The organism is Paraburkholderia sp. NPDC080076 (assembly GCF_050281145.1).
GTDB lineage: Bacteria > Pseudomonadota > Gammaproteobacteria > Burkholderiales > Burkholderiaceae > Paraburkholderia.
On the sequence record NZ_JBNNWQ010000002.1, the window covers coordinates 883,530 to 905,411 of the forward strand.

The 21,882-nt window shown below is 60.4% G+C and carries 19 protein-coding genes; 18 read left to right on the plus strand and 1 reads right to left on the minus strand.

Features of this window, described 5'->3' with window-relative positions; genetic code table 11:
• Positions 1 to 185: 185 nt before the first annotated feature.
• The 17 genes from ACQKRQ_RS11305 (at position 186) to ACQKRQ_RS11385 (ending at position 18,861) form a co-directional block, all read left to right on the plus strand.
• Positions 186 to 1,241 (plus strand): branched-chain amino acid ABC transporter permease, encoded by a 1,056-nt coding sequence (locus ACQKRQ_RS11305; RefSeq protein ID WP_427476943.1) that lies wholly within the window; start codon positions 186 to 188, stop codon positions 1,239 to 1,241.
• Positions 1,242 to 1,245: 4 nt separating this feature from the next.
• Positions 1,246 to 3,030, plus strand: coding sequence for an ATP-binding cassette domain-containing protein (locus ACQKRQ_RS11310; RefSeq protein WP_132376527.1), 1,785 nt, complete (start codon positions 1,246 to 1,248; stop codon positions 3,028 to 3,030).
• 11 nt (positions 3,031 to 3,041) lie between these two features.
• On the plus strand, positions 3,042 to 3,794 hold the full coding sequence (locus tag ACQKRQ_RS11315) for an ABC transporter ATP-binding protein (protein WP_427476946.1): 753 nt from the start codon (positions 3,042 to 3,044) through the stop codon (positions 3,792 to 3,794).
• Between the two features lie 175 nt (positions 3,795 to 3,969).
• A complete protein-coding gene (gene mnmG, locus ACQKRQ_RS11320) occupies positions 3,970 to 5,928 on the plus strand; it encodes a tRNA uridine-5-carboxymethylaminomethyl(34) synthesis enzyme MnmG (protein WP_427476948.1) in 1,959 nt (652 codons plus the stop codon).
• Complete coding sequence (rsmG, locus tag ACQKRQ_RS11325) at positions 5,925 to 6,608, plus strand: 16S rRNA (guanine(527)-N(7))-methyltransferase RsmG (protein WP_427476950.1); 684 nt, start codon at positions 5,925 to 5,927, stop codon at positions 6,606 to 6,608. Before mnmG ends, rsmG begins: the two co-directional genes overlap by 4 nt.
• Positions 6,609 to 6,701: 93 nt before the next feature.
• The gene (locus ACQKRQ_RS11330) at positions 6,702 to 7,493 is read left to right on the plus strand and encodes a ParA family protein (protein ID WP_132376531.1); all 792 of its coding nucleotides are present in this window, start codon (positions 6,702 to 6,704) and stop codon (positions 7,491 to 7,493) included.
• Positions 7,494 to 7,511: 18 nt separating this feature from the next.
• Positions 7,512 to 8,399: a ParB/RepB/Spo0J family partition protein gene (locus ACQKRQ_RS11335; RefSeq protein WP_408284651.1), complete on the plus strand. Its 888-nt coding sequence runs from the start codon at positions 7,512 to 7,514 to the stop codon at positions 8,397 to 8,399.
• A gap of 807 nt (positions 8,400 to 9,206) precedes the next feature.
• Positions 9,207 to 9,752: an ATP synthase subunit I gene (locus ACQKRQ_RS11340; RefSeq protein WP_132376533.1), complete on the plus strand. Its 546-nt coding sequence runs from the start codon at positions 9,207 to 9,209 to the stop codon at positions 9,750 to 9,752.
• 163 nt (positions 9,753 to 9,915) lie between these two features.
• Positions 9,916 to 10,767: a F0F1 ATP synthase subunit A gene (atpB, locus tag ACQKRQ_RS11345; RefSeq protein WP_132376534.1), complete on the plus strand. Its 852-nt coding sequence runs from the start codon at positions 9,916 to 9,918 to the stop codon at positions 10,765 to 10,767.
• 93 nt (positions 10,768 to 10,860) lie between these two features.
• Entirely contained in the window at positions 10,861 to 11,130 is a 270-nt protein-coding gene (gene atpE / locus ACQKRQ_RS11350) for a F0F1 ATP synthase subunit C (protein WP_007180033.1), read from the plus strand.
• 138 nt (positions 11,131 to 11,268) lie between these two features.
• The gene (locus ACQKRQ_RS11355) at positions 11,269 to 11,739 is read left to right on the plus strand and encodes a F0F1 ATP synthase subunit B (protein ID WP_006050845.1); all 471 of its coding nucleotides are present in this window, start codon (positions 11,269 to 11,271) and stop codon (positions 11,737 to 11,739) included.
• A gap of 2 nt (positions 11,740 to 11,741) precedes the next feature.
• Positions 11,742 to 12,281 (plus strand): F0F1 ATP synthase subunit delta, encoded by a 540-nt coding sequence (locus tag ACQKRQ_RS11360; RefSeq protein ID WP_427476956.1) that lies wholly within the window; start codon positions 11,742 to 11,744, stop codon positions 12,279 to 12,281.
• A 58-nt stretch (positions 12,282 to 12,339) separates the two neighbouring features.
• On the plus strand, positions 12,340 to 13,881 hold the full coding sequence (atpA, locus tag ACQKRQ_RS11365; RefSeq protein ID WP_132376536.1) for a F0F1 ATP synthase subunit alpha: 1,542 nt from the start codon (positions 12,340 to 12,342) through the stop codon (positions 13,879 to 13,881).
• Positions 13,882 to 14,019: 138 nt separating this feature from the next.
• A complete protein-coding gene (gene atpG, locus ACQKRQ_RS11370; protein ID WP_132376537.1) occupies positions 14,020 to 14,904 on the plus strand; it encodes a F0F1 ATP synthase subunit gamma in 885 nt (294 codons plus the stop codon).
• A 101-nt stretch (positions 14,905 to 15,005) separates the two neighbouring features.
• The gene (atpD, locus tag ACQKRQ_RS11375; RefSeq protein ID WP_427476958.1) at positions 15,006 to 16,400 is read left to right on the plus strand and encodes a F0F1 ATP synthase subunit beta; all 1,395 of its coding nucleotides are present in this window, start codon (positions 15,006 to 15,008) and stop codon (positions 16,398 to 16,400) included.
• 69 nt (positions 16,401 to 16,469) lie between these two features.
• The gene (locus tag ACQKRQ_RS11380; protein WP_012434800.1) at positions 16,470 to 16,895 is read left to right on the plus strand and encodes a F0F1 ATP synthase subunit epsilon; all 426 of its coding nucleotides are present in this window, start codon (positions 16,470 to 16,472) and stop codon (positions 16,893 to 16,895) included.
• A 235-nt stretch (positions 16,896 to 17,130) separates the two neighbouring features.
• Positions 17,131 to 18,861 (plus strand): AMP-binding protein, encoded by a 1,731-nt coding sequence (locus ACQKRQ_RS11385; RefSeq protein WP_427476961.1) that lies wholly within the window; start codon positions 17,131 to 17,133, stop codon positions 18,859 to 18,861.
• An 891-nt stretch (positions 18,862 to 19,752) separates the two neighbouring features.
• On the opposite strand, the gene ACQKRQ_RS11390 is transcribed toward ACQKRQ_RS11385, so the two are convergent.
• On the minus strand, positions 19,753 to 20,550 hold the full coding sequence (locus ACQKRQ_RS11390) for a transporter substrate-binding domain-containing protein (RefSeq protein ID WP_427476963.1): 798 nt from the start codon (positions 20,548 to 20,550) through the stop codon (positions 19,753 to 19,755).
• Between the two features lie 218 nt (positions 20,551 to 20,768).
• Here ACQKRQ_RS11390 and hemE point away from each other — a divergent pair, with 218 nt between their 5' ends.
• Positions 20,769 to 21,869 (plus strand): uroporphyrinogen decarboxylase, encoded by a 1,101-nt coding sequence (gene hemE, locus ACQKRQ_RS11395; protein ID WP_132376541.1) that lies wholly within the window; start codon positions 20,769 to 20,771, stop codon positions 21,867 to 21,869.
• Positions 21,870 to 21,882 lie beyond the last annotated feature (13 nt).

A 21,882-nucleotide genomic window follows, 5' to 3' on the forward strand; every position in this document is an offset into this window, starting at 1 on the left:
TCTCGCGCAACGTGCGGCATGTGACGCCGCATTGCCATTCTGTTCGATGACAATGGCATCGACCGCCGCGCCGTGTTCCGGCGCGGCGGTCGCCTTTTCAGGCATTGCGGGTCGGTGGACGGCCGCGAGTTTTGCCGCCACGACTGTTTCCCAGTTTCGATATCGACGCTTCAGGACGAGGAAGTATGGATCTATCAATTGCGGCGATCCTCGCGCAGGACGGCATCACCACCGGCGCGATCTACGCGCTGCTCGCGCTCGCGCTGGTGCTGGTGTTCTCCGTGACGCGGGTGATCTTCATCCCGCAGGGGGAGTTTGTTTCGTACGGCGCGTTGACGCTCGCCGCACTACAGACACAAAAATTTCCGGCCACGTGCTGGTTGCTGATGGCGATGGGCGCGGCCTGCTTCGTCGTCGAGATAGCGGGGCTGGTGCGGCATCCCGAACGGCGCCGGCATGCGGCTCGCACGCTGATCATGCTGATCGGCAAATACCTCCTGTTTCCAATCGCGGTCTACGCGCTCACGCAAGGCGTTTTCATGCATCAGCTGCCGATGATCGCGCAGATCGCGTTGACGCTGCTGATCGTGATTCCGATGGGACCGTTCGTCTACCGGCTCGCGTATGAGCCGATCGCGGAGGCGACCACGTTGCTGTTGTTGATCGTGGCGGTGGCGGTGCACTTCGCCATGGTCGGCCTGGGTCTCGTGATGTTCGGTGCGGAAGGTTCGCGCACCACTGCGTTTTCCGATGCGACCTTCAACATCAGTACGCTGACGATTTCCGGGCAGAGCTTGTGGGTGGTGGGCACCGCGGTTGTGCTGATCGGCGCGCTGTATCTGTACTTCGACCGCTCGATCTCGGGCAAGGCCTTGCGCGCGACGTCGGTGAACCGGCTCGGCGCACGGCTCGTCGGCATCGGCACGACGCAAGCAGGGCGCCTCGCATTCACGCTGGCGGCGGGCCTCGGCGCGCTGTGCGGCATCCTCGTCGCGCCCTTGACCACCATCTACTACGACTCGGGCTTCCTGATCGGTTTGAAGGGCTTCGTGGGGGCGATTATCGGTGGCCTCGTCAGCTATCCGCTGGCGGCTGCGGGCTCGATCCTGGTCGGCCTGCTGGAATCGTATTCGTCGTTCTGGGCGAGCGCTTATAAGGAAGTGATCGTGTTCACGCTGATCATCCCGGTGTTGCTCTGGCGAAGTCTTGCCAGCCCGCACGCCGAAGAGGAAGAGGAGTGACGCGATGAAACGGATTATGCAAAACAAGTTCTTCTGGTTGTTCCTCGTGGTGCTGTTCGCGCTGCCGGTGTTGCCGCAACCGATTCACGTGCCTGAGTACTGGGTGACGCTGCTCAACTACATCGGCCTGTATTCGATCGTGGCGATCGGCCTCGTGCTGCTGACCGGTATTGGCGGAATGACGAGCTTTGGGCAGGCCGCATTTGTCGGGATCGGCGCCTATGCGACCGCGTATCTGACGACACGGTACGGCGTTTCGCCGTGGCTCGCGCTGATCGCGGGCGTAGTGGTGACGGCGTTGATCGCGCTGATGCTCGGGCTGGTGACGATGCGCCTGTCCGGGCACTTTCTACCGCTCGGCACGATTGCATGGGGACTCGCGCTGTTCTACCTGTTTGGCAATCTTGAAATGCTCGGCAAGTACGACGGCATCAACGGGATCCCGGTGCTGAATGTGTTCGGCATCAACTTGGAGTCGGGCCGTCACATCTACTACTTGATCTGGCTGGTCGTGCTAGGCGCGGTAATTTCAGTTCAGAACCTGCTTAATAGTCGGCCGGGGCGGGCGATCCGCGCGTTGCGCGGCGGCGGCATGATGGCCGAAGCGATGGGCGTGAACACCGGCTGGATGCGCGTGGTGATCTTCGTGTACGCGGCAGTGCTGGCGTCGGTGTCGGGCTTCCTTTACGCGCATCTGCAGCGCGCGGTGAACCCGACGCCGTTCGGTCTGAACCACGGCATCGAGTTTCTGTTCATGGCCGTGGTTGGCGGCGTCTCCCACGTCTGGGGCGCGGTGCTCGGCGCGGCGATCCTGACGGTGCTGCAGGATTATCTGCAGACGTTGCTGCCCAAGCTGCTCGGCGAGAATGGCAACTTCGAAGTGATCGTGTTCGGCATCTTGATGGTGCTGTTGCTTCAGTACGCGCGCCAAGGCGTATGGCCGTTCGTCGCGCGGTTTTTCCCGAAGGGTCCGCGCGCTCATCTGGCGGATCACGCTGAACCGTTGCCGCAGCGCAGCAAACCAGCGGCCGGTGAGGACCTGCTGACGGTGAACAAGGCGCGCAAGCAATTCGGCGGTCTGGTTGCGGTGAACGATGTCAGCTTCGAGGTGAAAGCAGGGCAGATCATCGGCCTGATCGGCCCGAATGGCGCTGGCAAGTCGACCACCTTCAATCTGGTGACGGGCGTGTTGCAGGCGACCAGCGGTGAGATCACGTTCCGCGGCGAGCGTATCGATTCGCTGAATTCACGTGAAATCGTCAAACGCGGAATCGGCCGCACTTTTCAGCACGTCAAGTTGCTGCCGGGGATGACAGTGCTCGAGAACGTTGCGATCGGCGCGCATCTGCGCGGGCAGGCCGGCGTGTGGCGAAGCGTCGTGCGCCTGAATAGCGCCGAAGAAGCACGGCTGATGGCGGAGGCGGCTCGTCAGATTCGTCGCGTCGGCCTGGAACAGCACATGTACGACGAAGCCGGCAGCCTCGCGTTGGGGCAGCAGCGGATTCTCGAAATCGCTCGCGCGTTGTGCTGTGACCCGACGCTGCTGCTGCTGGATGAACCGGCCGCTGGTTTGCGCTATCAGGAAAAGCTGCAATTGGCCGACCTGCTACGCCGCCTCAAGGCAGAGGGTATGAGCGTGTTGCTGGTGGAGCACGATATGGATTTCGTGATGAATCTCACCGATCGGCTCGTGGTCATGGAGTTCGGAACCCGAATCGCGGAAGGTTTGCCGCAAGAGGTACAACAAGACCCGGCTGTGCTGGAAGCGTATCTCGGCGGGGTGGAGTGATGGAGAACACGATGAATGCTGCTGGTCCGATTCTCGACGTGGACGGGTTGTCGGTCCGCTATGGCAAGGTCGAGGCGCTGCACGGCGCGGCGATCAAGGTGCGGCCCGGGCAGATCGTCTCGGTGATCGGCCCGAACGGCGCTGGCAAGTCCACGCTGCTGAACGCAATCATGGGCGCGTTGCCGACCACGGGCCATGCGAAGGGCGCCGTCCTGTATCAGGGCGAAGATGTCAGCGCGGTGCCAGTCGAAAAGCGCGTCGCGCGCGGGATGTGCCTGGTGCCGGAAAAGCGCGAGCTGTTTGCGTCGATGACGGTGGAAGACAACCTGGTTCTCGGTGCCTATCGGCGCAAGCGGGCAGGGGAGCGCAACTTCCTCGACCAGCTTGAGCCGGTCTTTACGTTGTTTCCGCGGCTGAAGGAACGACGCAAGCAGGCTGCCGGTACTTTATCCGGTGGCGAGCGGCAGATGCTCGCAGTGGGCCGGGCACTGATGGCCAAGCCGGACCTACTGATGCTGGATGAGCCGAGTCTCGGTCTTGCGCCGTTGATCGTGAAAGAAATTTTCCACATTATTAGCGCTCTGCGGCAGACCGGCGTTGCCACATTGCTGATCGAGCAGAACGCGCGTGCCGCGTTGCAAATCTCTGACTACGGCTACGTGTTGGAGACCGGCGAGTTGGCGCTGGAAGGACCGGCGGCGGATTTGGCGCAGAATCCGCGCGTGATCGAAACGTACCTTGGGCTGGCCAAAAAAGTGGCTTAGCGCTTAGGTTGGTTGCTGTTTCCCGTTGATCAAAGCGGTGTGTTTCACGTGAAACACACCGCTTTTTTGTTGGTTGGCTATTCGGACGAAATTCGGGCCTAAACCGAACCCGTTATAATTCGCCCATACATTTTCCTTTGAAAGGCTCACGCGACGATCTGGCGTGAGATCCGCGATGCTCTTTCCCACAGAATTTGACGTAATCGTCGTCGGCGGCGGTCATGCCGGTACCGAAGCTGCTTTAGCTTCGGCGCGCATGGGCAATACGACGCTCCTGCTGACCCACAACATCGAAACCCTCGGCCAGATGAGCTGCAATCCGTCGATTGGCGGTATTGGCAAGGGTCATCTTGTGAAGGAAGTCGACGCGCTCGGCGGTGCGATGGCGGCCGCGACGGACGAGGGCGGCATTCAGTTCCGCATCCTGAATTCGTCGAAGGGCCCGGCCGTTCGCGCGACGCGCGCTCAGGCTGACCGTCTGCTGTACAAGCAGGCTATCCGGCATCGGCTCGAGAACCAGCCGAACCTGTGGCTGTTTCAGCAGGCAGTCGACGATCTGATGGTGGAGGGCGATCGCGTCGTCGGTGCCGTCACGCAAGTGGGCATCCGTTTCCGCGCACGTGCGGTGGTTTTGACGGCGGGGACATTCCTCGACGGCAAGATTCACGTGGGTTTGAACAACTACACCGGTGGCCGCGCCGGCGATCCGGCGGCGGTGTCGCTGTCTGCTCGCCTCAAGGAATTGAAGCTGCCGCAAGGGCGCCTGAAGACGGGGACGCCGCCTCGTATCGACGGCCGTACGATCGATTTCTCGCAACTCGAAGAGCAGCCGGGCGATCTGGATCCGGTACCGGTGTTCTCGTTTCTCGGTCGCGTCGAGCAACATCCACGACAAGTGCCGTGCTGGGTAACGCATACCAACGAGCGTACGCACGACATCATCCGCGGCGGTCTCGACCGTTCGCCGATGTACACCGGCGTGATCGAAGGAGTGGGGCCGCGCTATTGCCCGTCGATCGAGGACAAGATTCACCGATTCGCGTCGAAGGAATCGCATCAGATCTTTCTCGAACCGGAAGGGCTGACGACCAACGAGTTCTACCCCAACGGAATTTCCACCAGCTTGCCGTTCGATGTGCAACTGGAGCTTGTACGCTCGATGCGCGGCTTGGAGCACGCACATATCCTACGGCCGGGCTATGCAATCGAGTACGACTACTTCGATCCGCGTGGGCTGAAGGCGTCGCTGGAAACCAAGGTGATCAATGGTTTGTTCTTCGCGGGTCAGATCAACGGCACGACCGGCTATGAAGAGGCGGCCGCACAGGGTCTACTGGCGGGGATCAATGCGGGTCTGTTTGTGCAAGGCAAGGAAGCATGGTGCCCGCGCCGCGATCAGGCCTACCTCGGTGTGCTGGTCGACGATCTGGTGACGCGTGGCGTGTCCGAGCCGTATCGCATGTTCACGAGCCGTGCTGAATACCGTCTGAGCCTGCGTGAAGACAACGCGGATATGCGTCTAACCGAGGTTGGCCGTGAGTTGGGCGTGGTTGACGACGTGCGTTGGGACGCTTTCGGCCACAAACGCGACGCTGTTTCACGTGAAACAGAGCGTCTTCGCACGACCTGGGTGAATCCTAAGACATTACCGGCTGACGAAGCGACGGCCTTGCTCGGCAAGCCGATTGACCACGAGTACAGCCTGGCGGATCTGCTGCGTCGCCCCGGCGTGTCGTACGACGGGGTTTGCGGATTGCGCGCCGGCGCATGTGCCGCGCCTGAAACCTTGGCAGAAGACGACGTGCTGCTCGCTCAGATCAAGGAACAGATCGAGATCGGCATCAAATATCAGGGCTATATCGACCGCCAGGCAGGCGAAATCGAACGAAACGAGGCGCACGAAAGCACGCGTCTGCCCGAGGGGCTGGACTACGCGGAAGTCCGAGGACTGTCGTTCGAAGCGCGCCAGAAGCTGACGCAATTCCGCCCCGAAACCATTGGCCAGGCGTCGCGCATTTCGGGCATTACGCCGGCAGCGATCTCCTTGCTCATGGTCCATCTAAAGCGCGGCTTGGGTCGTCGTCCGACGAAACCCACCGAGCCGGGTACCGACAGTGCGCCGGTGACGCAATGACGGTGAGCCAGAAGGGAGGTGGTAGGGACGCACTGGCGCCGTTGCTAGAGGACGGTGTTCGCGAACTCGGCCTTAACTTGAGCAGCGCGCAACTGGGCAAGCTGCTCGACTACGTCGCGTTGCTGTCGAAGTGGAATGCCGTCTACAACCTCACGGCGATCCGCGATCCGCGGCAGATGCTAATTCAGCACATTCTGGATTCGCTTTCGATCGTGCCGTATCTGGCTCCGCTCGGCCCGTCCTCCGTACTCGATGTCGGCTCCGGCGGTGGCCTGCCAGGCATCGTGCTGGCGATCGTTCTGCCGGAATGGACCGTCACCGTGAACGACATCGTTCATAAAAAGACGGCTTTTCAGGCACAGGCCAAGGCCGAACTCGGCCTCACGAACCTCTCGGTAGTGACCGGCCGGGTCGAGACTTTGCGGCCGGGCGCCGAAGTACCGGCAAAGTTCGACGTAATTGTCTCGCGCGCATTCGCAGAGCTCGCGGATTTCGTTACACTGGCCCGTCATCTGGTTGCGGAGCAGGGCGCGATCTGGGCCATGAAAGGGGTGCGGCCGGACGGCGAGGTCGAACGCTTGCCGGCGGGCGCCCACGTGGAACAGATTATTCGGCTGAACGTGCCTTCGCTCGACGCCGAGCGGCACCTGATCAAGGTTTTGGTAGACGCGGGCGCCTAGCGGGCTGGAGGCTGGCGCCGGCGAGCCGCAACGTCGCATCAGTATCACCCACGATTTTTACTTCATCCAAGCTGCAAAAGGGACACACCAACGATGGCAAAAATCTTCTGCGTTGCGAACCAGAAAGGCGGCGTCGGTAAGACGACGACCACAGTCAATCTGGCCGCGAGCTTGGCAGCGCAGGGACAGCGAGTCCTACTCATCGACCTGGACCCGCAGGGCAACGCCACGATGGGCAGTGGCATCGATAAAGCAGCGTGCGCCAACACCGTCTACGAAGTGCTGGTCGACGGCGTCGCAGTGGCCGATGCGCGGGTGCGGCCGGAAGCAGTCGGTTACGACGTGCTGCCCGCGAACCGCGAACTCGCGGGGGCCGAGGTCGAGTTGGTCAGCGTGCAGAACCGTGAGCGTCAATTGAAGGCCGCGCTCGCGGCGGTCGAAAACGAATACGAGTTCGTGTTGATCGACTGCCCGCCGGCTTTGTCGCTGCTGACGCTCAACGGCCTGTGCGCCGCGCACGGCGTCGTGATTCCGATGCAATGCGAGTACTTTGCACTCGAAGGCTTGTCCGATCTGGTCAACACGATCAAACAGGTGCACGCGAACCTGAACCGCGACCTGAAGGTGATCGGTCTGCTGCGCGTGATGTTCGATCCGCGCATCACGTTGCAACAGCAAGTTTCAGATCAGCTGAAAGAACATTTCGGCGACAAGGTGTTCGACGTGGTGATCCCGCGTAACGTGCGTCTTGCCGAGGCACCCAGCTATGGTTTGCCGGGCGTGGTGTTCGACAGGGCATCGCGCGGTGCGCAGGCGTATGTGCAGTTCGGCGCAGAAATGATTGAGCGGGTGCGCGCATTGAATGACGCGCCCCAAGCATCCTAAGCGGATCGAGGAAGCACGATGAATGCAGTAGCGAGAAAAAAGGGATTGGGTCGCGGCCTGGAAGCATTGCTGGGTGGCACCGCTGACATTACCGAGGCGGTGACGATCGAAGGTGCACCCAACGTGCTGCCGCTCAGCAAGATGCAGGCGGGCAAGTATCAGCCGCGTACGCGTATGGACGAGGGCGCATTGCAGGAACTGGCGGCCAGCATCCGCGCTCAGGGGGTGATGCAGCCGATCCTCGTGCGTCCTGTGTCGGCGGACAAGTACGAGATCATCGCCGGCGAGCGGCGGTTTCGCGCGGCGCGTCTCGCGGGCCTCGACGAAGTGCCGGTGCTGGTGAGGAACGTGCCGGACCAGGCCGCCGCCGCGATGGCGCTGATCGAGAACATTCAGCGTGAAGACCTGAATCCGCTGGAAGAGGCGCAAGGCATCCAGCGCTTGCTCGACGAGTTTAATTTTACGCACGAACAGGCTGCGGAGTCGGTCGGACGCTCGCGTAGTGCGGTATCGAATCTGCTCCGTTTGCTCAACCTCGCGTCGCCCGTACAGACGATGCTGCTGGCTGGCGATCTGGACATGGGGCATGCTCGTGCGCTACTGGCCGTCGACGCCGCGACCCAGATCACACTGGCCAACCAGGTCGTCAACAAGCGCATGTCGGTGCGCGAAACCGAAAAGCTGGTGACGGCGACCACAAAGACTGCGCCAGCGGTGAAGGCGCGTGCAAATCCCGATGGTGGCCGCGATACGCGGCGGCTCGAAGAGGAGCTGTCGGACTTGCTGGCGGCGACGGTCAAGATCAAGCTCGGCCGACGCGGGCGCGGGCAAGTGCTGGTGGACTTCGGTGATCTGGACGCGCTGGAAGGCATTCTGGTCCGGTTGCGTGGCAACGCCACTGCCTGATCGGCGAGTCGAATGGGAAGGGCGCCTGATAGGCTTGCGATAGGCCTGAATGCCGATCGCAAGCTGTTGGGTACGCCATGAGTGCTTTGGGGTGGCGGGCTTGCAAAACAAACGCATGGAGCACTGATCGGACTTTGCGACCGATCGGTGATCCATATCAACGTTCGATGGATTCCTAAATAAAAGCGGCGCTAGATAATCAGGATTGCTCATATATCGAGACGTCCAACGGGACTCATTGGCCGCGAGGATTATGGCGGGCACCCGCGTAGTTGTTATGCTGCAATCTCCGCGCGAATAAATCTCATGGAGGAGGGCGTGCCCGACGCAAAAGCTGAAAGCTGCCCGCCAACTCACTAGCGCACTCATTGGACGCGAGCGGAGCGAGATACTTCGCGAAAGCCTTTCTCGTGGATCGTCACACACCAGTTAGTTCACGAATAAGCGCGCACTACTTCACGCCTACCCGGCGCCGTCCGCCATGTCCACCTGCATAGGCGAAAATCTACGTTTGTTGCATTTTCGAGACGTCTGCTACGACGTTTAAACGGCCTCTCGACGCGTGCAAACTCACCCGAGTCAAACCGCATGTTTTTGCACCCCCCGACAGCCTTACATTTGACGTCTTTCACCCCGCGAAGCGGTCGTTCCCGCATGGTGGAGAGGCTTTTCACGCTGGTTATTGAACGGCCTAAAGTCTTGAATTGCCTGCAACTATCGCTTACAATCGCCCGGATTTAATTGCACGGGAACCCCGTAAGCGCAGCGTAAGCTCGCGGGCTGGAACAAGACTTTCGGAACACTGCGATGGCGGTCAAAACGTCGAATCAAGCGCCGAAGAATGGGCACGACGAACACCGCGATGAACGCAAAGCTTCCGTTGCGTCCACCGGTCAGCAAGCGACACCTGACGAAGCGTGGGATGTCGAGCAGCAAGATAACAATATCGTTCCGCTCACGCGGGCTGAAGCTGAAAAGCTATTTGGTCCCAACGTGAGTCGTCCATCGCGCGTTACGCCTTTCAAGGTCGTGGCGGCGCAAATGGTTTTGTCCCTGGGTGCTACGCTGGTGTGGTGGCTGTTTTACAAGCCGCCGGGCGCTGCTGCGCTGTCCGCGTTCCTGGGGGGGGCGATCTGCTGGGTGCCAGGCGCGTTGTTCGCGGCACGACTTAGAACGCTGAGCGGCGCTGAAACAGTGATGAGCTGGATGATCGGCGAAGCGCTCAAGATGGGGACAACGATCGCGATGTTTGTAGCCATCGCCTTCTGGTATCACGACGTACGCTGGGTTCCGCTGCTCGTGACTTACCTCGTCGCGCTCAAGACGTACTGGATCGCCTTAGCCTGGCGCTAAGGTAGCAGCAACAAAAGTAGCAGCAAAAAATTCAGGCTGGCGCGCAGCGCTGGCGTAAGGAGTGCGGATATGACACGATCCGCACCCGGCGCGTTCCCGCAACACAGAATTGCTGTGGGCTCGGGCTAAGACGATTTTCGACAATTTGGGTGGCATTAACGATATGGCAGCTAGCGAAGGCACGCGCGCTCTGGATCCGTCCGAGTACATCGCGCACCACTTGCAGAACTTTTCCACCGCGCACCAGACGTCGATTTTCGACATTCACGTCTGGAATCTGGACACCCTTTTCTGGTCGATCGTCTGCGGTCTGGCCACGATCGCCATCCTGCATCTGGCAGCCCGCAAGGCGACGTCCGGTGTGCCGGGTCGTTTCCAGTGCGCGATCGAAATGCTGGTCGAGATGGTCGAAGATCAGTCGAAATCGATGATCCACGGCACCCGCACGTTCATCGCGCCGCTCGCGTTGACCGTGTTCGTCTGGGTCGCATTGATGAACTCGCTCGACTTTATCCCCGTCGACCTGCCGGGCCGTGTGATCGGCTGGCTGGGCCTCTCGGGAGTGATCCCCCATCACCGCATCGTGCCGACCGCCGACCTGAACGGCACGCTCGGCATCGCGCTCGGCGTGTTCGCGCTGATGATTTACTACAACTTCAAGATCAAGGGCGCCGGCGGCTTCGTGCATGAGCTGCTGTCGGCTCCGTTCGGCGCGCATCCGCTGCTGTGGATCCCGAACCTTGCATTGAACATCATCGAGTTCGTCGCAAAGACGGTTTCGCTCGGCATGCGGCTGTTCGGCAACATGTACGCGGGCGAGCTGTTGTTCCTGCTGATTGCCCTGCTCGGCAGCATGTGGGGTTTCGGCGCGGACGCGTCAGTGCTCGGCTTTATCGGCCATGTCATCGCAGGCACGGTTTGGGCAATCTTCCACATCCTGATCGTTCTGCTGCAAGCGTTCATTTTCATGATGCTGACGCTGGTGTACATCGGACAGGCACACGACAGCCACTAATCACGGCGTGTCGAACGACGAATTGTTTTTAGTTTTGTTTTATTAAATCCCAGTTCCAACCAGTTCTAAAAGACTTTTCACAAAGGAGTGATCATGCAAGCTTTCATCGCCAACATCCAGGGTCTGACCGCCATCGGTATCGGCATCATCATCGGCCTGGGTGCAATCGGCGCCTGTATCGGTATCGGCCTGATGGGCGGCAAGTACATCGAAGCATGTGCACGTCAGCCTGAACTGATGAACCCGCTGCAAACCAAGATGTTCCTGCTGGCTGGTCTGATCGATGCTGCGTTCCTGATTGGCGTTGGTGTGGCAATGCTGTTTGCGTTCGCGAACCCGCTGCTGTCGAAGCTGGCAGGCTGAGGTTCCTCGGAAGTTTGCGCCTGAGCTATAACTGGTAAAGGCGCAGGGCGGAACGGGCACTTGGGCGCTGATCGAATACAGAATCGATGAGCGCCTTGCCGTTTCACTTTCCGAACTAGCAACGTTTAAGGAAACACCGTGAATCTCAACGCAACCCTGTTTGCGCAAATGGTCGTGTTCCTGATCCTCGCGTGGTTCACGATGAAGTTCGTGTGGCCGCCGCTGATCAACGCCCTCGACGAGCGCTCGAAGAAGATCGCTGACGGTTTGTCGGCTGCTGAAAAGGGCAAGGCAGAACTCGAAGCCGCTCACAAGCGCGTCGACCAGGAACTCGCTCAGGCACGCAACGACGGTCAGCAACGTATTGCAGACGCAGAAAAGCGCGCTGTGGCAGTCGCTGACGAAATCAAGGCTCAAGCACAGGCTGAAGCCGCTCGTATCATCGCGCAAGCGAAGGCCGACGCGGAACAGCAAGTCGTGAAAGCGCGCGAAACGCTGCGCGGCGAAGTCGCTGCACTCGCTGTGAAGGGCGCTGAACAGATCCTGAAGCGCGAAGTCGACCAGGCAGCTCACGCTGACCTGCTGAATCAACTGAAAGCCGAGCTCTGATCATGGCCGAACTTGCAACCATCGCCCGTCCGTACGCAGAAGCGCTGTTTGGCGTGGCCGAAGCTGGTGACATCGCCGCCTGGTCCACGCTCGTGCAGGAGTTGGCACAGGTTGCGCGTCTGCCCGAAGTGCTGTCGATCGCCTCGAGCCCGAAAGTAAGCCGCGCCCAGGTCAGCGAACTGCTGCTGGCCGCGGTCAAGTCGCCGCTCAAGGACAATGCGCAAGCGAAGAATCTGGTGCAAATGCTGGTGGACAACCATCGTCTGCAATTGCTGCCGGAAATCGCTGTGCAGTTCGAAGAGTTGAAGAACGCCCGCGAAGGGGCGGCAGATGTGCTGATCGTCAGCGCTTTCCCGCTCGAAGGCGAGCAGTTGAACGACCTCGTCGCAAGTCTCGAACGCAAGTTCAAACGCAAGCTGAAGCCGACGGTCGAGATCGACTCGTCGTTGATCGGCGGCGTGCGCGTGACGGTTGGCGACGAAGTGCTCGATACCTCGGTCCGCGCGCGGCTTGTCAGCATGCAGACGGCTCTGACGGCCTGAAGCGCCTAAAGCGCTGAAGCGGCTGGCACGCAACAGAATTGACTATCAGGAGCGAATAATGCAACTCAATCCCTCTGAGATCAGCGAGCTGATCAAGAGCCGGATCCAGGGCCTTGAAGCGAGCGCAGACGTTCGCAACCAGGGCACTGTGATCTCCGTGACCGACGGTATCGTGCGTATTCACGGCCTGTCGGAAGTGATGCAGGGCGAAATGCTCGAATTCCCGGGCAATACCTTCGGTCTCGCACTGAACCTCGAGCGCGACTCGGTCGGCGCCGTGATTCTGGGTGAGTACGAACACATTTCGGAAGGCGACGTGGTCAAGACGACCGGCCGCATTCTGGAAGTGCCGGTGGGCCCGGAACTGCTCGGCCGTGTGGTCGACACACTGGGCAACCCGATCGACGGCAAGGGCCCGATCAATGCGAAGAAAGCCGACGCAATCGAAAAGATTGCTCCGGGCGTGATCTGGCGTAAGTCGGTTTCGGAACCGGTCCAAACCGGTCTGAAGTCGATCGACGCGATGGTGCCAATTGGCCGTGGCCAGCGTGAGCTGATCATTGGCGACCGCCAGTGCGGCAAGACCGCTGTCGCAGTCGACGCGATCATCAACCAGAAGGGCAAGAACCTCTTCTGTATCTACGTCGCGATCGGCCAGAAGGCTTCGTCGATCATGAACGTGGTGCGCAAGCTGGAAGAAACCGGCGCGCTGGAGTACACGATCGTCGTGGCTGCTTCGGCTTCGGAATCGGCTGCGATGCAATACCTCGCTCCGTACGCCGGCTGCACGATGGGCGAATACTTCCGCGACCGCGGGCAAGACGCACTGATTGTGTATGACGATTTGACCAAGCAAGCTTGGGCATACCGCCAGATCTCGTTGCTGCTGCGCCGCCCGCCGGGCCGCGAAGCTTACCCGGGTGACGTGTTCTATCTGCACTCGCGTTTGCTGGAACGTGCCGCTCGCGTCTCGGAAGCGTACGTCGAGAAGTTCACGAACGGCGAAGTGAAGGGCAAGAGCGGTTCGCTGACGGCACTGCCGGTCATTGAAACGCAAGCAGGCGACGTGACCGCATTCGTTCCGACGAACGTGATCTCGATTACCGACGGCCAGATCTTCCTGGAAACCGACCTCTTCAACGCAGGTATCCGCCCGGCAATTAACGCCGGCGTGTCGGTGTCGCGCGTCGGTGGCGCGGCTCAGACGAAAGTCGTGAAGAAACTGTCGGGCGGTATCCGTACCGACCTCGCGCAGTACCGTGAATTGGCTGCGTTTGCGCAGTTCGCCTCGGACCTCGACGAAGCCACCCGCAAGCAGCTGGAGCGCGGCCGCCGCGTGACGGAATTGCTGAAGCAGCCGCAATATCAGCCGCTGCAAGTGTGGGAACTGGCGGTTGCGCTGTTCGCTGCGAACAACGGCTACCTCGACGATCTGGAAATTTCGCAAGTGCTGCCGTTCGAAAAGGGTTTGCGCGAACACCTGAAGTCGAGCCACGCTGACCTGGTCAAGCGCATCGAAGATACCAAGGAACTCTCGAAGGACGACGAAGCCCTGCTGCATGCGGCTCTCAAAGACTTCAAGAAGTCCGGCGCTTATTGATCCGCGAGTGATCCGCAAGGCATAACGGACCTTGAAGCGGCGCGGGTCGCAGGAAACTGAACCCGCGCTACTTCGATCGCTTTGCATGGGACCCGAGTAACCGCTAAAGCGCTAACTCGGGCCGACAAGGAGCAAGCAATGGCTGGAATGAAGGAAATTCGCGGCAAGATCAAGAGCGTGCAAAACACGCGCAAGATCACGAAAGCGATGGAGATGGTGGCCGCATCGAAGATGCGCCGCGCCCAGGAGCGCATGCGCGCTGCTCGCCCATATGCCGACAAGGTCCGCGATATCGCTGCGCACATGAGCCGTGCGAACCCGGAGTATCGTCACCCGTTCATGGTGTCGAACGAAGGCGCGAAGGCGGCCGGCATCATCCTCGTCACGACCGACAAGGGTCTGTGCGGCGGCATGAACACCAACGTGCTGCGTGCGTCGCTGCAGAAGTTCAAGGACTTGGAAGACCAGGGCAAGACGATCGAAGCAACTGCGATCGGCACCAGGGGGCTGGGTTTCCTGAATCGTCTGCGCGCCCATGTGGTGTCGAACGTCGTGCAGTTGGGCGACACCCCGCATCTGGAAAAGCTGATTGGCGCGGTGAAGGTGCAGCTCGACCTGTACTCGGAAGGCAAGGTTTCGGCGGTGTACCTGGCGTACACGCGCTTCGTCAATACGATGAAGCAGGAGCCGGTGATCGAGCAACTGCTGCCGCTGTCGGCAGATCAGTTCGAGCGCCAGGAAGAAGACGGCACGACGCCGAGCACGCAGTGGGACTACATCTACGAGCCGGATGCGCAGGCAGTAGTGGATGAACTGCTGGTGCGTTATGTCGAAGCGCTGGTCTATCAGGCCGTCGCGGAAAACATGGCATCGGAGCAGTCGGCACGGATGGTCGCGATGAAGGCCGCTTCGGACAACGCGAAGACGGTCATCAGCGAACTGCAGCTCGTGTACAACAAGAGCCGTCAGGCCGCGATCACGAAAGAACTGTCGGAAATCGTCGGTGGCGCGGCGGCAGTCTGACCTTGACGGTCAGGCATGCCGCTTCGTGTGCGCCTTCGTGGCGCACCCACCGAAACTGCGCCTTTGCGCAAGTGAAGAATTGAGTATCTAAAGGAAAAGCGATGAGTACTACTGCTTTGGTAGAAGGCAAGATCGTACAGTGCATCGGCGCGGTGATCGACGTGGAATTCCCGCGTGACCACATGCCGAAGGTTTACGACGCGCTCATTCTCGAAGGTTCGGAACTGACCCTCGAAGTCCAGCAGCAGCTGGGTGACGGCGTCGTCCGTACCATCTGTCTGGGTGCATCGGACGGTCTGCGCCGTGGTACGACGGTGAAGAACACCGGCAAGCCGATCAGCGTGCCGGTCGGCAAGCCGACCCTCGGCCGGATCATGGACGTGCTGGGTCGCCCGATCGACGAAGCCGGCCCGATCAACTCGGACGTGGTTCGCGGTATTCACCAGAAGGCTCCGGCGTTTGAGGAGCTGTCGCCGTCGACGGAACTGCTCGAAACCGGCATCAAGGTTATCGATCTGATCTGCCCGTTCGCCAAGGGCGGTAAGGTTGGCCTGTTCGGTGGCGCCGGCGTGGGCAAGACCGTGAACATGATGGAACTGATCAACAACATCGCTAAGGAACACGGTGGTTACTCCGTGTTCGCCGGTGTTGGCGAGCGTACCCGTGAAGGGAACGACTTCTATCACGAAATGAAGGACTCGAACGTTCTGGACAAGGTCGCGCTGGTGTACGGCCAGATGAACGAGCCGCCGGGCAACCGTCTGCGCGTCGCGCTGACCGGTCTGACGATGGCTGAGCACTTCCGTGACGAAGGTCTCGACGTGCTGTTCTTCGTCGACAACATCTACCGTTTCACGCTGGCAGGCACGGAAGTGTCGGCACTGCTCGGCCGTATGCCGTCGGCAGTGGGCTATCAGCCGACGCTGGCTGAAGAAATGGGTAAGCTGCAAGAGCGTATTACGTCGACCAAGACCGGCTCGATCACGTCGGTTCAGGCCGTGTACGTCCCTGCGGATGACTTGACCGACCCGTCGCCGGCTACGACTTTCGGCCACTTGGACGCAACGGTCGTGTTGTCGCGTGACATCGCTTCGCTGGGGATCTACCCGGCAGTCGACCCGCTCGATTCGACCTCGCGTCAGATCGACCCGCACGTGATCGGTGAAGAGCACTACTCGATCACGCGCGGCGTGCAGCAAACGCTGCAGCGCTACAAGGAACTGCGCGACATTATCGCGATTCTGGGCATGGACGAACTGGCGCCGGAAGACAAGCTCGCCGTGGCGCGCGCTCGTAAGATCCAGCGTTTCCTGTCGCAGCCGTTCCACGTCGCTGAAGTGTTCACGGGCTCGCCGGGCAAGTACGTGCCGCTTAAGGAAACGATCCGTGGCTTCAAGATGATCGTTGACGGCGAGTGCGACCACCTGCCGGAGCAAGCGTTCTACATGGTCGGCACGATCGACGAAGCCTTCGAAAAGGCCAAGAAGATCCAGTAAAGGTCGGGTGTATAGAAGCGGGCGCCGACCCATGTCGGTGCCCTCGAATTACGCTCACCAGGAGTCGATATGGCAACCATTAAAGTAGACGTCGTTAGCGCGGAAGAGCAAATCTTCTCGGGCCAGGCGAAGTTCGTCGCGCTGCCGGGCGAAGCAGGTGAACTCGGCATTTTGCCGGGCCACACGCCGCTCATCACGCGGATTCGTCCGGGTGCGGTGCGCATCGAAGCTGAAAACGGTGAAGAAGAGTTTGTCTTCGTCGCCGGTGGCATCCTCGAAATCCAGCCGGGCGCTGTGACGGTTCTCGCCGACACGGCTATCCGCGGCAAGGACCTCGACGAAGCCAAGGCTGAAGATGCACGCAAGCGTGCGGAAGAAGCGCTGCAGAACACGGGTTCGAACCTCGAATACGCAACCGCGCAAGCGGAACTCGCGTACGCGACGGCTCAGCTCGCTGCGATTCAGCGTCTGCGCAAGCTGCGCGGTCAGAACTAAAGCAATTCGCATCAGAGAGAAAGCAGCCTTCGGGGCTGCTTTTTTTTGACCACGGCTTGACGTTTACGGAAAGGTCAGCAAAATCGGGTTTTCGAATCGATTGGCGCCACGCCTTGGCAGTCTGGAAATGCGCTGCGGGTAAGACTTGATGCCGGACAGACACGCGCCGGTGGCACAATCGATTTCAAATTCATTTCAATAGGCGAGCTTCTGCTCAGCTCACGGAGACAACACCATGGCAACGCACGTGTCAGGCGAAGGTGCACTCATCGAACCCAAAGACGGACTGTCGTATGTCCGTGGGTCGACCGATATCCCGCTGAGCGAAGCAACAGTCGGCCAGTTTCTGCGCGATACGGCCGCACGCTTTCCGGACCGTCCGGCGGTGGTGTTTCGCGAGCAGCGCATTCGCTGGACATGGAAGGAGTTCGCCGAAGAAGTCGACATTTTGGCGGCCGGGCTGCTCACGCTCGGTATCGAGAAGGGGGACCGCGTCGGCATCTGGTCGCCCAATCGCGTGGAATGGTTGCTGACTCAGTTTGCGACCGCGCGCATCGGCGCCGTGCTGGTCAACATCAATCCGGCGTATCGGCTTGCGGAGCTCGAGTACGCGCTGAACAAGGTCGGCTGCAAGGCGATCATCGCTGCCGAGCGTTTCAAGACGTCTATGTACCTGGAAATGCTGCAGGAACTCGCGCCCGAGCTGGCCACGCAAGCGCCTGGTGAACTGCACGCGGCTAAGTTGCCGGAATTGCGCTACGTGATTCGCATGTGCGACACCGAAACGCCGGGTATGGTGAGTTTTTCCGACGTGATCGAGCAGGGGCGCGTGTCGCTCGACGTGGCGAAGCTCGAGGCCATTGGCGCCACGCTCTCCTGCCATGAGCCGATCAATATCCAGTTCACCAGCGGCACCACAGGCAATCCGAAGGGCGCGACGCTGACCCACAGCAACGTGGTGAACAACGCGCGCTACATCGCGATGGCGATGCGGCTGACCGAACAGGACGGCTTGTGCATCCCCGTGCCGCTGTATCACTGCTTCGGCATGGTGCTGGCGGTGCTGGCGTGCGTGTCGGTCGGCGCGAATATGGTATTTCCGGGCGAGGGCTTCGAGCCGGCTGCAACACTGGCCGCGGTCGCGGAAGAGCAGTGCACCGCGTTGCACGGCGTGCCGACCATGTTCATCGCCGAACTCGACCATCCGAACTTCGCCACCTACGACTTTTCGCGCTTGCGCACCGGCATCATGGCGGGCTCGCCTTGCCCGATCGAGACCATGAAGAAGGTCGTCTCTCGAATGCATCTGGGCGAAATCACCATCGCCTACGGCATGACGGAAACCAGCCCGGTCTCTTTCCAGAGCTCGACGACCGATCCGCTCGACAAGCGCACGACGACGGTCGGCCGCATCCAGCCGCACCTCGAAGTGAAAATCGTCGACCCGCTCGGCGAGATCGTGCCGGTGGGCGAAACCGGCGAACTGTGCACGCGCGGCTATTCGGTGATGCAGGGCTATTGGGGTGACGAGGCGAAGACACGCGAAAGCATTGTCGACGGCTGGATGCATACCGGCGATCTGGCGACGCTCGATGCCGAAGGCTACTGCAACATCGTCGGCCGGCTGAAGGACATGCTGATTCGCGGCGGCGAAAACATCTATCCGCGCGAGATCGAAGAGTTTTTGTTCCGCCACCCGAAGATCCAGAGCGTGCAGGTGTTCGGCGTGCCCGACGCGAAGTACGGCGAGGAGGTCTGTGCGTGGGTCGTATTGCGCTCGGGCGAGCAAGCGACGGCTGAAGAGATCCAGCAGTTCTGCCAGGGGCAGATTGCGCACTACAAGGTGCCGAAGTACATCCGCTTCGTCGACGAACTGCCGATGACGGTGACCGGCAAGGTGCAGAAGTTCATCATGCGCGAGCAGATGATCAGTGAATTGAAGCTGCGGGAAGACAAGACGGCGTAACGCTCAACGGCTGGTCCGCGCGCGGCACATCATTGCACGAAGCGGATCAACCAATGAGGTACAAGAGATAAAACCGGAAGGGCGAACCGTTTGCCGCGCAAGGTCGCGCAAGTACCGCGAATATGCCCAAAACAGCGCCTTACCGCGCTGCGCAAACGTTTGGCCAGACGAAAAAAAAGCGGGCCTGGAGCCCGCTAAAAACCACACGCTACGGGGTTAGCGCGAGGAGACCAAAGAAGGAACCGACTGAGACGACGACCCTGCGTCGACACGGCCCCAGCAGGGATGCCCCTTCACAGGGCTTCGGCATACGCCGACCGGCAAGTGCATCGTATCCGCTCACACCACGCACCCAGCCACATCCGTGTTGAAACCGTTGAGGGCATTGTGGGCGAATTAACCTACGAGCGCGGTAACAAAGTGTTTCAGGTTGTAACGCCCGCCAGATAAGGCGCTGCAGGATAAATTGCCAAAGGGAAACGTTTAAAACGCAATTTTTACCGATGACTCGCTCGCAATTTCGTACGCATGATTGATGCTATTCGCGATGCATAATGCGGCGTAATCCGTTAAGTCGATTCCGCATGAAATGGTTGCACGTTCATCTTTTGGAACAGGAATCGCCCGTGTTACAGGTGCTTGCCCGCCCGGACCGATTTCCGGAATCCAAATAATGTCGCCTGGCTGCGTTGCAACATCCCTCCTATACGCAATCGGGGCACAAGGGCCGGTTCGCTGATTAATCGATTTGACGTTATTGTTCGGCTTTTACTTAACAGCGCCCTGCACCGTTACATGATTGGCGCGTAAGGCAGGTCCTTTTGGCGTATCCCGACCGACGCCGCCTTACAGTGGAGACCGAAAAGTAAGGCGGCCGAAAAACGCATTATGCTACTTCAGCCATTTGTCTGAAATAGCTTGGTATTCGCCGGTGGCGCGCGCAAGGTGCAACCACTGATCGACGTACTGCTGGAACGCCACATCGCCACGCGGCAGCAACCAGGCCTTTTCTCCATACTGGAACGGCTTGTCCGGATGCACCGAGCAAAGTCCCGGATTCAGCTTCTGCTGCAACAGGGTCTCCGACGCATCCGTCACCATCACGTCTGCCTTGCCGGCGAGGATCTGCTTGAAAATCGTCACGTTGTCCGGATAGACGGTCAGATTCGCATGCGGAAAGTACTGTTTTGCGAAGCGCTCGTTGGTGCCGCCCGGATTGACGATCACGCGCGTCGCCGGCTGGTCGATCTGCGCCACGGTCTGATATTTGTTGCCGTCGTCACACCGAACGATCGGTGTCTTGCCGTCGACCATGTAGGCCTCCGTGAAAAACGCGCGCTTTTGCCGTTCGAGGGTCGGCGACACGCCGCCCACGCCGACATCGCATTTGGCCACAAAGTCGTTCATCAGGTTCGACCACGATGTCTTGACGTACTCCGTCTTGACGCCGAGCGATTTAGCGAGCGACTCCGTCATGTCGATATCGATGCCTTCGAACTGGCCGTCTGTCTTATAGAACGAGTACGGTTTGTAGTCGCCAGTCGTGCAGGCGCGCAGCGTGCCGCGCGCGAGGATGTCGTCGAGCCGCGAGGGCGCGGCGGCGGTGGCGCTGGTCTGTGCCCCGGCCACGCTTGCGTGCATCAAAACGCCGGCCAGCGCGCCGAGCAGTGCGAATGCTGCCTTGTTCATCGAGTCTCCTTGGTTGTATGTAATTGTTTGGTAAGTCCGTTGGATAATAGCCCGGCAATTCGCGCTTGAACATTGGCCGTTCAGCCAGGTCGCGCCGCCACTGCCAGCCTGCGGAAAACCGGCCGCGAGCGACGCGCACAACAGTTATTGGCCGGATCAAGCACGATGCTGTGAGCCGGGTCCGGTAAAATGCCCCTTTGCCCTCAGTCGTACGCAACGTGGCCCATAAACTCCTGAACGACACTTTCCTGCGCGCGCTGCTGCGCCAGCCGACCGACTACACGCCGATCTGGCTGATGCGGCAAGCTGGCCGCTACCTGCCGGAATACAACGCCACGCGTGGTCGAGCGGGCAGTTTCCTCGGTCTGGCAAAGAGCCCGGCGTTCGCGACGGAAGTCACCTTGCAGCCGCTCGAGCGTTACCCGCTCGACGCCGCGATCCTGTTCTCCGACATCCTGACCGTGCCCGACGCCATGGGGCTCGGCCTCGAGTTCGTGACCGGCGAGGGCCCAAAGTTTGTTCGCCCGGTACGCACGGAAGATGACGTCGCGCGCCTCGCGGTGCCGGACATCGACGCGACGCTGCGCTACGTGACCGACGCCGTGCGCGAAATTCGCACCGCGCTCACCGACGCCCAAGGCCGTCAACGCGTGCCGCTCATCGGCTTTTCAGGCAGCCCGTGGACGCTCGCGTGCTATATGGTCGAAGGCGGCGGTTCGGCGGATTTCCGCACGGTCAAGTCGATGCTCTATGCGCGGCCGGATCTGATGCATCGCATTCTCGACGTCAACGCGCGCTCGGTCGCGGCTTACTTGAACGCGCAAATCGAAGCAGGCGCGCAAGCCGTGATGATTTTCGACACGTGGGGCGGGGCGCTGGCGGACGGCGTCTATCAACGCTTTTCGCTGCACTACATCCAGCAGGTGGTGAGCCAGCTGAAGCGCGATCACGACGGCGAAAAAGTGCCGGTGATCACCTTCACGAAGGGCGGCGGCCTGTGGCTCGACGAGATCGCCGAGATCGGCGTGGATGCGGTCGGCCTCGACTGGACAGTGAACCTGAGCAAGGCGCGCGAGCGCGTGGGCGGGAAGGTGGCGCTACAAGGCAACATCGATCCCTCGGTGCTGTTCGCGCCGCCGGCTGCGATCCGCATGGAAGCGCGTGCGGTGCTGGACAGTTTCGGGAATCATCCGGGCCACGTATTCAATCTCGGCCACGGCATTTCGCAGTTCACGCCGCCGGAGAACGTCGCCGAACTCGTCGACGAGGTGCATCGTCACAGCCGGGCGATTCGCAGTGGCGCTCATGCACCGGTATGAAGCCGTAATCGTT

Bases quoted from the DNA above. Each gene is read 5' to 3' on its own strand.
- rsmG (WP_427476950.1), top strand. From the start codon at position 5,925: ATGACGGTGAGCCAGAAGGGAGGTGGTAGGGACGCACTGGCGCCGTTG.
- ACQKRQ_RS11390 (WP_427476963.1), bottom strand. From the start codon at position 20,550: ATGAACAAGGCAGCATTCGCACTGCTCGGCGCGCTGGCCGGCGTTTTG.
- ACQKRQ_RS11330 (WP_132376531.1), top strand. From the start codon at position 6,702: ATGGCAAAAATCTTCTGCGTTGCGAACCAGAAAGGCGGCGTCGGTAAG.
- ACQKRQ_RS11360 (WP_427476956.1), top strand. From the start codon at position 11,742: ATGGCCGAACTTGCAACCATCGCCCGTCCGTACGCAGAAGCGCTGTTT.
- atpE (WP_007180033.1), top strand. From the start codon at position 10,861: ATGCAAGCTTTCATCGCCAACATCCAGGGTCTGACCGCCATCGGTATC.
- atpA (WP_132376536.1), top strand. From the start codon at position 12,340: ATGCAACTCAATCCCTCTGAGATCAGCGAGCTGATCAAGAGCCGGATC.
- atpG (WP_132376537.1), top strand. From the start codon at position 14,020: ATGGCTGGAATGAAGGAAATTCGCGGCAAGATCAAGAGCGTGCAAAAC.
- ACQKRQ_RS11340 (WP_132376533.1), top strand. From the start codon at position 9,207: ATGGCGGTCAAAACGTCGAATCAAGCGCCGAAGAATGGGCACGACGAA.
- ACQKRQ_RS11310 (WP_132376527.1), top strand. From the start codon at position 1,246: ATGAAACGGATTATGCAAAACAAGTTCTTCTGGTTGTTCCTCGTGGTG.
- ACQKRQ_RS11305 (WP_427476943.1), top strand. From the start codon at position 186: ATGGATCTATCAATTGCGGCGATCCTCGCGCAGGACGGCATCACCACC.
- atpD (WP_427476958.1), top strand. From the start codon at position 15,006: ATGAGTACTACTGCTTTGGTAGAAGGCAAGATCGTACAGTGCATCGGC.
- atpB (WP_132376534.1), top strand. From the start codon at position 9,916: ATGGCAGCTAGCGAAGGCACGCGCGCTCTGGATCCGTCCGAGTACATC.
- ACQKRQ_RS11315 (WP_427476946.1), top strand. From the start codon at position 3,042: ATGAATGCTGCTGGTCCGATTCTCGACGTGGACGGGTTGTCGGTCCGC.
- ACQKRQ_RS11380 (WP_012434800.1), top strand. From the start codon at position 16,470: ATGGCAACCATTAAAGTAGACGTCGTTAGCGCGGAAGAGCAAATCTTC.
- ACQKRQ_RS11335 (WP_408284651.1), top strand. From the start codon at position 7,512: ATGAATGCAGTAGCGAGAAAAAAGGGATTGGGTCGCGGCCTGGAAGCA.
- ACQKRQ_RS11385 (WP_427476961.1), top strand. From the start codon at position 17,131: ATGGCAACGCACGTGTCAGGCGAAGGTGCACTCATCGAACCCAAAGAC.
- mnmG (WP_427476948.1), top strand. From the start codon at position 3,970: ATGCTCTTTCCCACAGAATTTGACGTAATCGTCGTCGGCGGCGGTCAT.